Genomic DNA, 13,654 nt, shown 5'->3' on the forward strand with positions numbered 1-13,654 from the left:
CAGACATGAAAAAAATTCCCTGGGCGTGCGTGGCGCTGACCGCATTGTCGTTATATTCCAGTTCGCTGCTTGCAGCTAACTTTAGCGCGAGTTTTAAAAATACTGATATTCGCGAGTTTATCGATACGGTAGGCCGCAATCTCAATAAAACCATTCTGGTCGATCCGTCCGTCCAGGGAACCGTCTCGGTCCGAACCTACAACGTGCTGACGGAAGATGAGTACTATCAATTCTTTCTGAGCGTGCTGGATCTCTACGGCCTGTCGGTGATCCCGATGGACAACGGCATGGTCAAAGTGGTGCGCTCAAGCGTGGCGCGTACCGCCGGTGCGCCGCTGGCAGACAGCAAAAATCCGGGCAAAGGTGACGAGATCATCACCCGCGTGGTGCGCATGGAAAACGTGCCTGTTCGTGAGCTGGCCCCGCTGCTGCGTCAGCTCAACGATGCCACCGGTATCGGGAACGTGGTCCACTTTGAGCCGTCCAACGTCCTGCTGTTAACCGGTAAAGCCTCGGTGGTGAACCGGCTGGTGGATCTGGTGCAGCGCGTCGATAAAGACGGCATCCAGCGTCGCGAAATCATCCCGCTGCGCTTTGCGTCCGCCAAAGAACTCTCGGAGATGTTGAATAACCTCAACAATGAAGAACAGAAAGGGCAGAACGCGCCGCAGCTGGCGACTAAAGTCGTCGCGGATGACGAAACCAACAGCCTGGTGATCAGCGGCGCGGAAGATGCGCGGGCGCGCACCCGTTCCCTTATTCATCAGCTGGATCGTGAGCAGAATAACGAGGGCAATACCCGCGTCTTCTACCTCAAGTATGCCAGCGCCACCAAAGTGGTGCCGGTTCTCACCGGGATTGGTGAGCAGCTGAAAGACAAGCCGGGTGCGGCCAAAGCGAAATCCGCGAGCGCCTCAACCGATCTGAATATTACCGCCGACGAGTCAACCAACTCCCTGGTGATCACCGCACAGCCTAACGTGATGAACTCCCTCGAGAAAGTGATCGACAAGCTGGATATTCGCCGTCCGCAGGTGCTGGTGGAAGCGATCATTGCCGAAGTGCAGGACGGTAACGGCCTGGATCTTGGCGTGCAGTGGACCAGCAAGCACGGCGGGGTGCAGTTTGGCTCCACCGGCCTGCCAATCAGCCAGATTAAAAATGGCACCATGAAAGGGGCAAGTTTCACTGGCCTTGCGACCGGCTTCTTTAACGGTGACTTCGGTGCGCTGGTGACCGCGCTTTCCACTGACGGCAAAAATGACATCCTCTCCACGCCAAGCGTGGTCACGCTGGATAACAAAGAAGCGTCGTTCAACGTCGGTCAGGATGTGCCGGTGCTTTCCGGTTCGCAAACCACCAGCGGCGACAACGTCTTTAACTCGGTTGAGCGTAAAACCGTAGGGACCAAGCTGAAGATTGTGCCGCAGATTAACGATGGCGACATGATCCATCTGAAGATTGAGCAGGAAGTGTCGAGTGTCGACAACAGCGCGACGGAAGACTCCAGCCTCGGCCCAACCTTCAACACGCGCACGATTAATAACGAAGTGATGGTCCACAGTGGTCAGACGGTGGTGCTCGGCGGTCTGATGGAAAATGTGACCAAACAGTCCGTGTCCAAAGTGCCCCTGCTCGGCGATATCCCGCTGGTCGGTCAGCTGTTCCGCTACACCTCGCAGGATACTTCCAAACGCAACCTGATGGTGTTTATTCATACCACCGTCCTGCGTGACGACGACAACTACAGCGCGGCCTCGAAAGAGAAATATGACCAGATCCGGGTGCGCCAGATGCAGCGAGTGGAGGAGAAAAAGCTCGGTATTGTTGAGCCGACTGACAACGCCGTCCTGCCCGCGTTTCCCTCTGCAAGCACTGGCGCCGCACCGGTGAAAACCAGCGCCACGCGCAATCCGTTTAAAGAATAGCGCGGAGGGGTAACGTGGACGAACTGAGTAAAACACTGTGTAGCAGCTACGCAAAAGATAACGGCGTTCTGTTTTACAACAATGATGTCTATATCCGGGACGACACTCCTGCGCATGCTCTGCTGGAGGTGCGCCGGGTGCTGGGCCGTGCTTTCATCCCCGTCACTGTGACGCCGGAAGCGTTTGACGAGATGCTGGCCAAAATCTGGCAGCAGAGCAGCGGCGTGTCGCAGCAGCTGGTGGACGACATGGACGCGGATATCGATCTGATGGCCTTAACCGAGGAGATCCCGGATAACGAAGATCTGCTCGATAACGACGAAAACTCACCGGTGATCCGCCTGATCAACGCCATTCTCGGCGAGGCGGTGAAGGACGGCGCGTCGGATATTCATATCGAAACCTTCGAGCGCACGCTGAGCATCCGCTTCCGCGTTGACGGCGTGCTGCGCCCGGTATTGCAACCGGCGCGTAAGCTCGCGCCGCTGCTGGTGTCGCGTATTAAGGTGATGTCGAAACTCGACATCGCCGAGAAACGTCTCCCCCAGGATGGACGTATCTCCCTGCGCATCGGCCGCAAGGCCATCGATGTGCGTGTGTCGACCATTCCGTCCCAGTACGGCGAGCGCGTGGTCATGCGCCTGCTCGATAAAAGCAATCTCAAGCCCGACATCAACAAGCTTGGGCTGATTGATGAAGAGCTGGAGAAGCTGAAAGGGCTGATTGACCGCCCGCATGGGATCATCCTCGTTACCGGCCCGACGGGTTCCGGTAAAAGTACCACGCTGTACGCCATTCTTTCGGCGCTGAACGGTCACGAGCGCAACATTCTGACCGTGGAAGACCCGATCGAATACGAGCTGGAAGGCGTGGGGCAGACGCAGGTTAACCCGCGCGTGGACATGACCTTTGCCCGCGGGCTGCGCGCGATTCTGCGTCAGGACCCGGACGTGGTGATGATCGGGGAAATTCGCGACGGTGAGACCGCCCAGATCGCGGTGCAGGCGTCGCTGACCGGTCACCTGGTGATGTCGACGCTGCACACCAACAGTGCCGCAGGGGCGATAACCCGTCTGCGGGATATGGGGCTGGAGTCGTTTTTAATCGGTTCATCGCTGCTCGGTGTCATTGCCCAGCGTCTGGTGCGTCGGCTGTGTACGCACTGCCGGACCACCAGTCCGCTGGATGCCAATGAAAAAGCGTTGTTCAGCTTTATGGACGCGCCGCCAAAAGCGATTTATCGCGCGGTGGGGTGTGAACACTGCCGTCAGAGCGGCTATCAGGGCCGCGCCGGTATTCATGAGTTTCTGGTGGTGGACAGTACCATGCGCCGCGCCATCCATGAAGATAAGGACGAAATGTCCATAGAAACGCAGCTCTTTAAGCAGGCCTACAGCCTGCGTGAAAACGGGCTGCTGAAGGTGATCGGCGGCGTGACGTCTCTGGAAGAAGTCATGCGCGTCACCGCCGAGCGTGGGGGGGATGCGTAATGGCCTTCTACGCCTGGACGGCGACGAGTGCCGCGGGAAAAACCCAGCGCGGGACGTTACAGGCCGAGGGGCAAAAGCAGGTTCGCCAGTGGCTTCGCGAGCAAAAGCTGATGCCCGTGAGCATCACCGAAACCCGCGAAACGGCGACAGGCGGGAAAGCGAAAACCGGGGCAAAGCTCTCTACCCCGGTGCTGTCGATGTTTACCCGTCAGCTTTCGACGCTGGTGAACGCCGCGCTGCCGCTGGAAAGTGCGCTGAAGGCGATCTCTAAGCAGACGGAAGATAAAAAGCTGGCGGCGATGGTGATGGAGATCCGCGAGAAGGTGGTCGAGGGGCATACGCTGTTCGACGCCTTTAGCCAGTTTCCACGCACCTTCGACAAACTCTACTGCACGCTGGTGATGGCCGGTGAGAAGACCGGCCATCTGGGCGACGTGCTGGAGAAGCTGGCGGAGTACAACGAACAGCGCCAGAAGATGAAAAGCAAGCTGACGCAGGCGATGGTCTACCCGATTACCCTCACCGTGGTCGCTATCGCGGTGATCGGCATTCTGCTGGTGGCGGTGGTGCCGCAGGTGATCGAGCAGTTCACTCACATGAAGCAGCAGCTGCCGATCACCACCCGGACGCTGATTGCGGTAAGTGATTTCCTGCAAGCCTGGGGCATTTATATTGTGGGCATTCTGGGGGGCGGCTTTATCGGCTTCAAAACCTGGCTGAGGAATGCCAAAAACCGTTTTCGCTGGCACAGCTGGCTGGTTAACGGCTCGCCGATTAAAAAGCTGGTCTGCGCCATCAACAGCGCCCGCTATATCCGTACCCTGAGCATTTTGCAGGCCAGCAGCGTGCCGCTGCTGGAGGGGATGTATATCGCGATGGACGGTATTGAAAATCTCTATGCCCGTCAGGTGCTTGAGCAGGCCGCCGATACCGTACGTCAGGGGGCGTCGCTGTATGCGGCGCTGGAACAGGCGAAATTATTCCCGCCAACCATGCTGTATATGATTGCCTCCGGTGAAGAGAGCGGGGAATTAGGTAATTTAATGGATCGCGCGGCGGAAAATCAGGAATCGGCATTACAGCATCGAATTACATTAACGCTGTCGGTATTTGAACCGGCGCTGGTGGTATCCATGGCGACGATTGTTTTATTCATCGTTCTTTCAATATTACAACCGCTTCTGCAACTTAATAATATGGTAGGTTAAATCATGGCTCTAAAACGTAAAAACCTGGCTCGCCAGGCGGGCTTCACATTGCTCGAATTAATGGTGGTGATTGTTATTCTTGGCGTTCTGGCGAGTATGGTAGTGCCAAACTTAATGGGTAATAAAGAAAAAGCGGATACGCAAAAGGCGACCAGCGATATTGTCGCGCTCGAAGGCTCGCTGGATATGTATAAGCTGGACAACCACCGCTACCCGACCACAGAGCAGGGTTTGCAGGCGCTGGTGACGAAGCCGGAAATCGCACCAATCCCGAACGGCTATCGCGCGGATGGCTATATTCGCCGCCTGCCGCAGGATCCATGGGGCAGCGATTATATTCTGGTCAGCCCAGGTGAACACGGTGCGGTGGACATTTTCTCTGCGGGTCCGGACGGCGAAGCGAATACTGCCGATGACATTACCAACTGGTCTCTGGATAAGAACGAGAAGTAATGAAAAATCAACGCGGCTTTACGTTGCTGGAAATTATTCTGGCGCTGGTGATATTTGCCAGCTGCGCCATGATGGTGGTGTCCACCATTCCTTCGCGCAGCGGCGCGGATATATTTGGCCAGCAATTAAAAGCGCTCGTTGATTATGGTTCAGACCGTGCGGTGATGGACGGAAATATTGTCGGGCTGGTGATCGCCACTGATAAATATCAGCTGGTGACGATCGCGGATAAAAATGGCGAGCGTCACTGGGTGCCATTATCTGCCGGACGTATTACCACCAAAGGTGATTTTCCGGAAGAGATGCACGTGTCGCTCTCGCCGCAGCGCCTGGCCGCGACGGTGGCGTCCGAGCCACAGGTGATCTTTTTACCGGACGGTGAAATCAGCCGCTTTACGCTGACGCTGCAAAGTTACGACAAACAGCACCATTTCCGCGTGGTGTCGCAGGGTGCGGCGCCGGTATCGGTAGAAAACGATGGCTAACGACAACACAAAGCAAAAGGGGATGACGCTGCTGGAGGTGATGGTCGCGCTGGTGATTTTCTCCACCGCCGCGCTGGCGCTAATGAACTCGGTCTCCCTCAACGTACGTTTTACCCATGGCCTGGCCGATACCTTGCAGGCCAGTTGGGTGGCGGAAAATCAGCTGGCGGAAGCGCAGCTCACCAAAACCGACTTCCCGGATGCTGAGCAGCAGGGGACGGAAATCATGGGCGGGCGCAGCTGGAACTGGCGTAAGCAGCGGGTGAAAACCGCCGACAACGGCTGGGCGAACTCCATTCGCGTCTATGCGGAAGGCGATGAGAGCCAGCCGGTTATTTCCCTGCACATCATTCCGCCGGGAGAGAGCAAGTGAAGAAAACGCGACGCCAGCGCGGATTTACCCTGCTGGAGATCATGATTGCGCTGACTATTTTCGCGGTAATCAGCACCCTGGCCTGGCAAATTCTGGACGGCGCGATGCGTACCAGCTCGGCCACCGATGCCAGCGCCGCTAAGCTCAACCAGCTTCAGCGCGGCTGGAGTCTGATGGAGCGCGACTTTTTCCAGCTACAGGCGCGAGCGCCGCGTAATGAGCCAGAGCGGTTCCGTCAGGAGGGCGATGCCCTTGAACTGACCACCCTGAATGGCGTGAGCGGAACGGTCCAGCTGGAGCGCGTGCGCTGGCGGCTGGAAGAGGGGCGTTTGTACCGCGACGTCTGGCCGGTCATTGACGGCCCGGTGGACGTTAAGCCTGACGAAGTGCCGATTGTCAGCGGCGTAAAAGCATTGCAGTGGCGGTTTTATCGTCAGGGCTGGCAGACAGCCTGGCACGACGCCGCCCATCTGCCGGACGGCGTGGAGGTTACGTTGACGATGGAAAACGGGGATACCTGGCGCTGGGTGTTCACCACGCCGGGGAATATGCCGGAGGTGGCCGCTGCCGCGGCCCCAGAGAAAGCCGCCGACGCGCCTGCGACGACTCCGGACGCAGCCCCTGCGCCTTCGCCGGAGACCAGACCATGAACCGAATCCGTCAACAAAAGGGCGTCGCTCTGCTGGTGGTGCTGATTTTGCTGGTGATGATGTCGGCGCTGGCCGCCAAAATCAGCCAGCAGTTCTGCCGTAATTTGCAGAAAACGCATTATCAGATAAGCCAGCAGCAGCTGCGCTGGGCGATGCAGGCCCAGGAAAAAGTGGTGAAGGACAGGTTACAGACCGATGCCAGCGGCGAGAGCAAGCCGCTGGCGCTGGACGGCGACTGGCATCAGCCGCTGGAGACGCAGGGAGAAGACTACACGGTCGTGAGCCAGGTGGAAGACGCTCAGGACTGCTTTAACGTCAATAACCTGTTGACCGCCGACGTCGCGCCCCAGGGGCAAAGCGCTCCCGCTGTGGCGGAAAAACCGCGTAAAGAGCGGATTGTTGAACAACTCCTGACGGAAAGCGGGCTCAGTCCGGGCACGGCGGAGGCGGTCTATTTCCAACTGGTGGATTATCTCGATGGTGACAGCACCACGGCGAAAGAGGGTGCCGAAAGCGATGCGTGGGCTGGCGTCGTGCCCGCCCGGCAACCGGCAAACCAGATGATGCGCAGCATCGCGGAGATCAAACTGCTGCCAGCGTTCCCGGTTACGGCATATCCGAAGGTGAGCAAGGTGTTATGCGCGCTGCCGGACGCCGCCAGCAAGGTGGACGTTAACACCCTGCAACCGGAACAGGCCATGGTGCTGGCGGCCATGTTTCCGGGAAAATTCACGCAGGATGACGCGGTTCGTCTGCTGGATACACGTCCGGAATCGGGCTGGGAAAATATGGACGCGTTCAGCAAAGCGCTGGAGCAGACCTTCCCGCAGTTAAAAGACGATCTCCCGCAGGTGGCAGATCAATTTTCTATAAACAGCCGGTACTTCCGCGTGAATTACAGCGGCAATACCGATGAATTAACGCTTCGCGTGGTCAGCCAGCTTCAGATGAATAACGAAGCCGGTGAGATCGTGACGTGGCAGCGTCGTTACCGAATGATTGAATAAGAAAAGTAGAACGTTATGAAACAGGTACTTTTTGTTCGCCCCGACAGCCGCGAGGGCGGGAAAATAATGTGCTGTGAGTCCGGCAGCGAGCGCGTCGAGGTGCTCGACAGCCTGGAGATGCTGGCCGAACACCCGCTGGCTACACGCGTTTGTCTCCTGCTGCCCGCCAGCGACATGATTTTCCGCCATTTCACGCTGCCGAAAAAGGTGGCTTCTCAGGCGATGGCCTTCTCGTGGATGGCGGAAGAGACGCTGATTGGCGACGTGGACAACCTCCACTGGACAGTGCTCTACAAAAAAGGCGCTGACGTCGACGCCGTTGCCATTGACGCCGACCGCCTGCGTGCGGCATTGACCCGCTGTCACGAGGCCGGATTAAACGTGATTCAGGCCCTGCCTGATGCCTGGCTGCTGCCCGTGGCGGCAGGGGGCAGCACGCTGGTCGCACAGGATAAAGGCTATTGGCTGCGTTTATCTCCCCACGTGGCGGGTGAAATGGAGGGAACCCTGCTGCCGCTGTTGATGCAGAAAGCCGGAGACGGGGAAGTGTGTTGCTACGGCGACGCGCCTGCGGACGTTCACGTTGACGTACAGCATGCCTGGCAGCATCCGCTGGTGCTGATCCAGCCGCAGTGGAAAACCTGTCGTGTGAATCTGCTTCACGGTGAATTCAGCCTTAAGGCCGGTCATGGCCAGGCCGCAAAAAGCATGAAAGCAGCGATGATAGCGGCGGGCCTGCTGTCCGTTGGTCTGCTGCTGGGGCCGCGCATTGCGATGGCCTGGATGCTGGTGCAGCAGGAAAATCGGGTTCAGCAGGAGATCGTTCAGGTTTATCAGCACCATTTCCCCAGCATGCGCCAGCAGACCAATATCAAATATCACTTTGGCCAAAGCCTGAAAAAACAGAGCAAGGGGTTCTTTCTTCAGCTTGAGGAGCTGGAGAAAGCCCGGCAGTCAGTCCCTGCGATGGAGATCGATCTGCTGGAATACGATGCGCAGCAAAACACCCTGACGCTGAGCGTTAGCGCGCAAAGCCAGCCCGCGTTGCAGGCGTTTGTGAACCAGACCAGTGAGAATTTTGATTTTACCTTACAACCTGTTTCAACAACCGAACCGTATACCGCCATGATCGCAGGGAAACATAAATGAAAGAGCGAATCGCGCAGCTGAAATCACGCTATCAGAATTACAGCGCCCGGGAAAAAATCATTTTAAAAATATGTGCCGTTGCCATTGTGGGGGCTGCGGTGTATTACACAGGAGTAATTCCCCTGGATAATATGATCCAAAATAGTAAATCGACGCTTAAAAGACAAAAAGAGACGCTTAACTGGATGCGCAGTGAAATTGATAAAAATCATCTTCAGGTCCAGTTAGTTAAAACGAATAATCCGCGTACGGTGGTCGAGAACAGCGCTCATGAAATTAATCTTTCACTGACGGATGTGCGCCAGGAGGGGCAAACTTTATCGTTCGTGGTGAATCGGGTAAATGTATATGAATTAAAAAGCTGGCTGCGTGAAATTAATCAGACCTCCGGCGTGACATTGCAAAAAATAAACCTCACGCCGGTTGACCACCTCAGCGATGTGAAAGCACAGGTGCAGCTTACCTGGTCAAAAAGCGCATGAATACCTTCACGCTGATGCGGGAGGCCTGTCCGCTCGGTTTCCCGATGATGAGTGCTATCCTGGGCGGGATTATGGGCAGTTTTCTCGGCGTTGTTGCCGAGCGCGTACCGGGAATGGTGATGGATGAGGAGGGGAGCGGCAATCTGCTCTTTCCTGCCTCGCACTGCCCGGTGTGTCAGCACACGCTTGCTGCATGGGAAAATATCCCGCTGCTCAGTTGGCTGTTATTACGGGGGCGCTGCCACCAGTGCGGCAGCGCGATCCCACTGCGACTCTTTTTGGTGGAACTGTTCTCCGCGCTGTTTTTTGGCATCACGGCCTGGTGCATGCCGGACGTTCAGGCGCTGTTCTCTTTGTGGTTACTGGCGGCTTTTTTACTGCCGCTGGCCATGATCGACTGGCAGCATCAGTTGTTGCCGGACTGCCTGACCCAGCCGCTGCTGTGGGCGGGGTTAGTGCTCCATGCTATTGACCACACATTGCCGCTACGTGATGCGCTGTTTGGCGCGGTGGCGGGCTATCTGTCGCTCTGGCTGCTCTACTGGGCTTTTCGTCTGATCGCCGGACGAGAAGGGCTGGGTTACGGGGATTTTAAGCTACTGGCGGCGCTGGGCGCCTGGTGCGGCTGGCAGGCATTACCCTCCATTGAACTGGCGGCAGCGTTAAGCGGTATTGTCGGTTATTTCGCCGTCAATAATTTAAATAAAAATAACCTCACTATTTCTTTTGGTCCTTACCTCGCCTTTTCTGGAATCGTGGTGTTTATTAGTCAGCAGTTTGCTTTCACATTTTAAATATACTGGTCAAGGTTTTTTATAAATCTTTTTGATGCTGCGAGAGAAGGACGACTCTTTACGCTCGGTGTATCGTAGGAGATATAAGCTACACGGGATTTGGCTTGTATCTTTTTATGGAGGAATACAGCGCAGCAACAATTTTTGTTTACGGCACTCACGTTGGTTAAATACGCATTACGCGAAACGCATCCATGATCTCACGGAAGGCATGGGTTATTACGTTATAAATAAATTTATCAGGAAATAAAAATGAAATTTATGAAACCAAAATATCTGGCGCTCTTTATTGCGGCGGCCACCAGCTCCGCATTTGCAGCTGCGCCGGGTACGCCTTCTATTACATCGGGCAATGATAAATTTGCGCTGGTAGAAGTGGATCAGGCGGCACAGGATTACAACAACCTCATCAAAGTGCATAAAGAGGGTGTTGATGTAAAAGTGGAATGGAACGTCTGGAGCGGTGACGCCCCAACGTCTGCAAAAGTGCTGCTGGACGGCAAGACCGTCTGGACCGGCGCGGGCAGCGCGGCGGGTTCTGCGACCTTCAAAGTCAAAAAAGGGGGCCGCTATCAGGAACAGGTCGAACTGTGTAACGACAGCGGCTGTACCAAAAGCGCAAGCAAACTGATTATCGTGGCGGATACCGACGGAAGCCATTTGCTGCCGCTGAATACGCCGCTGCTGGAAAATAACAAAGCTTTCGCTCAGCATACCGATAAAGTCGTCGGTGCCTATTTCCCTGAGTGGGGCGTTTACGATCGAAACTTCTCTGCGGATAAGATCCCGGTCGCGAACATTAACCACCTGCTGTACGGCTTTATTCCAATTTGCGGCGGCGACGGTATTAACGACAGCGCCAAATCTTCAGGTGCACTGGAATCCCTGAAACGCGCCTGTGCTGGCCGTCAGGACTACACCGTGGCCATTCACGATCCATGGGCTGCGTTGCAGAAACCGCAGAAAGGCGTAAGCAACTGGGACGATCCCTACAAAGGTAACTATGGGCAGCTGATGGCGATGAAAAAAGCCCATCCTGACCTGAAAATTCTGCCATCCATTGGTGGCTGGACCCTGTCCGATCCGTTCTATCAGATGGATAACAAAGTACTGCGTGACCGTTTCGTGGCGTCGGTAAAAGACTTCCTGACCACCTGGAAAGTGTTTGACGGCGTGGATATTGACTGGGAATTCCCGGGCGGCGGCGGTGAAAACGCCAAACTCGGCAATCCTCAGACCGATAAAGCCACCTACACCGCGCTGATGCACGACCTGCGTCAGATGCTGAATGAACTGTCTGCGGAAACCGGTCGTACCTACGAGCTGACTACTGCAATCGGTGCCGGTAAAGATAAGATCGAAGACGTGGACTATAACACCACGCAGCAGTACCTCGACCATATCTTCCTGATGAGCTACGACTTCTACGGTGCCTGGAGCAATACCGATCTGGGCCACCAGACCGCCCTGTACGGTGCTTCCTGGAAACCAGACACTAACTACACCACCGATAACGCGGTGAAAGCGATGCTGGAGCAGGGCGTTAAGCCAGGCAAGATCGTGGTAGGCGCAGGTATGTATGGCCGCGGCTGGACCGGCGTTCATGGTTATACCGGCGATAATCCATTTACCGGCACCGCAACCGGACCAATTAAAGGGACATGGGAAAACGGTATCGTTGACTATCGTCAAATCGTCAACCAGATGCTGGGCAAACCGGGCTGGGAATACAAATATGACGAAGCGGCTGAAGCGCCGTACGTGTTCAACAAGTCCACCGGTGAGCTGGTGACGTACGATAACGCCCGTTCCGTTATGGCGAAAGGCAAATACGTACTGAACAAAAACCTGGGCGGACTGTTCGCATGGTCTATCGAGTCTGATAACGGCGATATCCTGAACGCCATGAACGAAAGCCTGCTGGGCGGAAGTTCCATCCCGGATCTGCCTGTTGAGACTAACCATGCGCCAGTGGCTTCAGCTGCCGATCAAAATGTCACCGGTCCTGCAACCGTGACCCTGGATGGCTCTGCTTCCAGCGACCAGGACGACGATGCGCTGACCTATAAATGGACGCAGGTTTCAGGCCCTTCTGTGACCATCGCCAATAGCACCAAAGCAAAAGCCAGCTTTAGCGTTCCGGCTGTGACAAGCGACCAGAACCTGGTCTTCCGTTTGACCGTAACCGACGCTAAAGGGCTGAGCAATGCTGTTGACGTCCAGGTTGTGAATAAAGCGCCTAAAGCCAACCAGGCGCCGGTAATCAATGCTATGGAAGCCGTTACCGTTCAGTCCGGTGAAGCAATTTCTCTACACGCACAGGCATCCGATCCTGATGGTGACGCGCTGACCTACAGCTGGAGCGTACCGGCTGATATGAACGCGACCGGCACTGATTCGGCCAACGTTCGCATCACTGCGCCAGAAGTGCACAATACTTCTTCCTACACCCTGAGCGTTATTGTGACGGACGGTAAAACCAGCGTGCAGTCTGACGTGCAGGTGACGGTGGAGCCTAAGCCAGCTGACGAGGTAACGCCTCCTGCCGATGACGTAACCCCACCGGTTGACGACGTAACGCCTCCTGCCGATGACGTCACACCACCGGCTGACGACGTAACCCCGCCAGTTGACGATACCACCGGCAGCTGCGACGCACCAGTCGATGCCAACGCCAGCAAATACGCTGCGTGGGACGCGAGCAAAATCTATAACAACGGCGATACCGTCAGCTTCGACCACCTCGTGTGGAAAGCGAAATACTGGACTCAGGGCAATCAGCCTGGCTTCGGTATGGACGCGTGGGAGCTGGTAAGCAACGTGAAGATGAACTGGCGTTCTGACCTGGTCTACAACGGCGGCGACACCACCACCTATGAAGGTAACGTTTACCGTGCGAAATGGTGGACCCGTGGCGATAACCCAGCAAATAGCGACGTATGGGTAAAAGAAGGCGCATCAACAGATTGCAAATAATCTAACCCATTAATTACTCCCCCCTTCTGAGGGGGAGTAATTAGAAATTCATTTACAGGATGTTTCTAAGGAGAAATAACCAATAAAGTCAGCAGGTAAAAATGAAAAAGCTCATTTTGTTGTTATTAATAATAAGCCAGGGTGCTCTGGCAAACTGTTGGGATAAAGCGGCGCGTTATTATCATGTCGACCCTTATTTACTGTACGCGATAGCGAATGTGGAATCCGGTATGAATCCGTACGCGGTTGGGAAAAACCGCGATGGCACGCGGGATGTCGGGCTGATGCAAATCAACAGCTCGCATTTTACCGCGCTGGAAAGCAGAGGCATCGATGAGTATCGCTTAATGACCGAACCGTGTACCTCCATCATGGTGGGTGCCTCCATTCTCTCCGGAATGATAAGAGTATATGGCTATAACTGGGAAGCGGTAGGCGCTTATAACGCCGGGTTGAAGAAAGAGAATTATCCGCAGCGGATGAAATATGCCCATAAGGTCTGGGCTAAATATCAGCAATTAAAATTAGCAGCACGCGATTAACGTTTTTTATTTTTGAAGAATTCCTGAAGGTGTTCTTCGAAAAGTGAAAACAGCTGAATGTGGTTTATGTATTAACGGAATAATACCTAAGCCGGGATATTAACATTTAATTTTAAA

Annotated in this window: 13 protein-coding genes; all 13 read left to right on the forward strand. The window is 55.3% G+C overall.

From position 1 onward, the window contains the following. Positions 1 to 5 precede the first annotated feature (5 nt). The 13 genes from gspD (at position 6) to iagB (ending at position 13,537) form a co-directional block, all read left to right on the forward strand. Complete coding sequence (gene gspD, locus C3451_RS11400; protein WP_023299693.1) at positions 6 to 1,928, forward strand: type II secretion system secretin GspD; 1,923 nt, start codon at positions 6 to 8, stop codon at positions 1,926 to 1,928. 14 nt (positions 1,929 to 1,942) lie between these two features. Continuing rightward, entirely contained in the window at positions 1,943 to 3,418 is a 1,476-nt protein-coding gene (gene gspE, locus C3451_RS11405) for a type II secretion system ATPase GspE (protein WP_063139300.1), read from the forward strand. Next, positions 3,418 to 4,626, forward strand: a complete 1,209-nt coding sequence (gene gspF, locus C3451_RS11410) for a type II secretion system inner membrane protein GspF (RefSeq protein WP_045623354.1) — start codon at positions 3,418 to 3,420, stop codon at positions 4,624 to 4,626. The genes gspE and gspF overlap by 1 nt, the downstream gene beginning before the upstream one ends. Positions 4,627 to 4,629: 3 nt before the next feature. Beyond that, positions 4,630 to 5,079, forward strand: a complete 450-nt coding sequence (gene gspG, locus C3451_RS11415) for a type II secretion system major pseudopilin GspG (protein WP_023299696.1) — start codon at positions 4,630 to 4,632, stop codon at positions 5,077 to 5,079. Continuing rightward, on the forward strand, positions 5,079 to 5,564 hold the full coding sequence (gene gspH, locus C3451_RS11420; protein ID WP_023299697.1) for a type II secretion system minor pseudopilin GspH: 486 nt from the start codon (positions 5,079 to 5,081) through the stop codon (positions 5,562 to 5,564). Before gspG ends, gspH begins: the two co-directional genes overlap by 1 nt. Continuing rightward, positions 5,557 to 5,937, forward strand: coding sequence for a type II secretion system minor pseudopilin GspI (gene gspI, locus C3451_RS11425; RefSeq protein ID WP_022647591.1), 381 nt, complete (start codon positions 5,557 to 5,559; stop codon positions 5,935 to 5,937). The genes gspH and gspI overlap by 8 nt, the downstream gene beginning before the upstream one ends. Continuing rightward, a complete protein-coding gene (gene gspJ, locus C3451_RS11430; protein ID WP_124304313.1) occupies positions 5,934 to 6,587 on the forward strand; it encodes a type II secretion system minor pseudopilin GspJ in 654 nt (217 codons plus the stop codon). Before gspI ends, gspJ begins: the two co-directional genes overlap by 4 nt. Further along, positions 6,584 to 7,594, forward strand: a complete 1,011-nt coding sequence (gene gspK / locus C3451_RS11435) for a type II secretion system minor pseudopilin GspK (protein ID WP_038415755.1) — start codon at positions 6,584 to 6,586, stop codon at positions 7,592 to 7,594. Before gspJ ends, gspK begins: the two co-directional genes overlap by 4 nt. Before the next feature lie 15 nt (positions 7,595 to 7,609). After that, a complete protein-coding gene (gspL, locus tag C3451_RS11440; RefSeq protein WP_023299701.1) occupies positions 7,610 to 8,743 on the forward strand; it encodes a type II secretion system protein GspL in 1,134 nt (377 codons plus the stop codon). Beyond that, positions 8,740 to 9,225: a type II secretion system protein M gene (locus C3451_RS11445; protein WP_022647595.1), complete on the forward strand. Its 486-nt coding sequence runs from the start codon at positions 8,740 to 8,742 to the stop codon at positions 9,223 to 9,225. Before gspL ends, C3451_RS11445 begins: the two co-directional genes overlap by 4 nt. After that, a complete protein-coding gene (locus C3451_RS11450) occupies positions 9,222 to 10,019 on the forward strand; it encodes an A24 family peptidase (RefSeq protein ID WP_023299702.1) in 798 nt (265 codons plus the stop codon). The genes C3451_RS11445 and C3451_RS11450 overlap by 4 nt, the downstream gene beginning before the upstream one ends. Positions 10,020 to 10,271: 252 nt before the next feature. Further along, positions 10,272 to 12,995, forward strand: a complete 2,724-nt coding sequence (locus C3451_RS11455) for a glycosyl hydrolase family 18 protein (RefSeq protein ID WP_045623356.1) — start codon at positions 10,272 to 10,274, stop codon at positions 12,993 to 12,995. Positions 12,996 to 13,096: 101 nt separating this feature from the next. Then, the gene (iagB, locus tag C3451_RS11460; protein ID WP_023299704.1) at positions 13,097 to 13,537 is read left to right on the forward strand and encodes a type III secretion system invasion protein IagB; all 441 of its coding nucleotides are present in this window, start codon (positions 13,097 to 13,099) and stop codon (positions 13,535 to 13,537) included. Positions 13,538 to 13,654 lie beyond the last annotated feature (117 nt).

The sequence above is a fragment of the Enterobacter sp. 301B genome (assembly GCF_003850715.1).
Taxonomy (GTDB): Bacteria; Pseudomonadota; Gammaproteobacteria; order Enterobacterales; family Enterobacteriaceae; genus Enterobacter; species Enterobacter intestinihominis.

Coding starts and splice junctions, on each gene's coding strand:
- iagB (WP_023299704.1), top strand. CDS start 13,097: ATGAAAAAGCTCATTTTGTTGTTATTAATAATAAGCCAGGGTGCTCTG.
- C3451_RS11450 (WP_023299702.1), top strand. CDS start 9,222: ATGAATACCTTCACGCTGATGCGGGAGGCCTGTCCGCTCGGTTTCCCG.
- gspH (WP_023299697.1), top strand. CDS start 5,079: ATGAAAAATCAACGCGGCTTTACGTTGCTGGAAATTATTCTGGCGCTG.
- gspG (WP_023299696.1), top strand. CDS start 4,630: ATGGCTCTAAAACGTAAAAACCTGGCTCGCCAGGCGGGCTTCACATTG.
- gspD (WP_023299693.1), top strand. CDS start 6: ATGAAAAAAATTCCCTGGGCGTGCGTGGCGCTGACCGCATTGTCGTTA.
- C3451_RS11445 (WP_022647595.1), top strand. CDS start 8,740: ATGAAAGAGCGAATCGCGCAGCTGAAATCACGCTATCAGAATTACAGC.
- gspL (WP_023299701.1), top strand. CDS start 7,610: ATGAAACAGGTACTTTTTGTTCGCCCCGACAGCCGCGAGGGCGGGAAA.
- gspI (WP_022647591.1), top strand. CDS start 5,557: ATGGCTAACGACAACACAAAGCAAAAGGGGATGACGCTGCTGGAGGTG.
- gspK (WP_038415755.1), top strand. CDS start 6,584: ATGAACCGAATCCGTCAACAAAAGGGCGTCGCTCTGCTGGTGGTGCTG.
- gspF (WP_045623354.1), top strand. CDS start 3,418: ATGGCCTTCTACGCCTGGACGGCGACGAGTGCCGCGGGAAAAACCCAG.
- C3451_RS11455 (WP_045623356.1), top strand. CDS start 10,272: ATGAAATTTATGAAACCAAAATATCTGGCGCTCTTTATTGCGGCGGCC.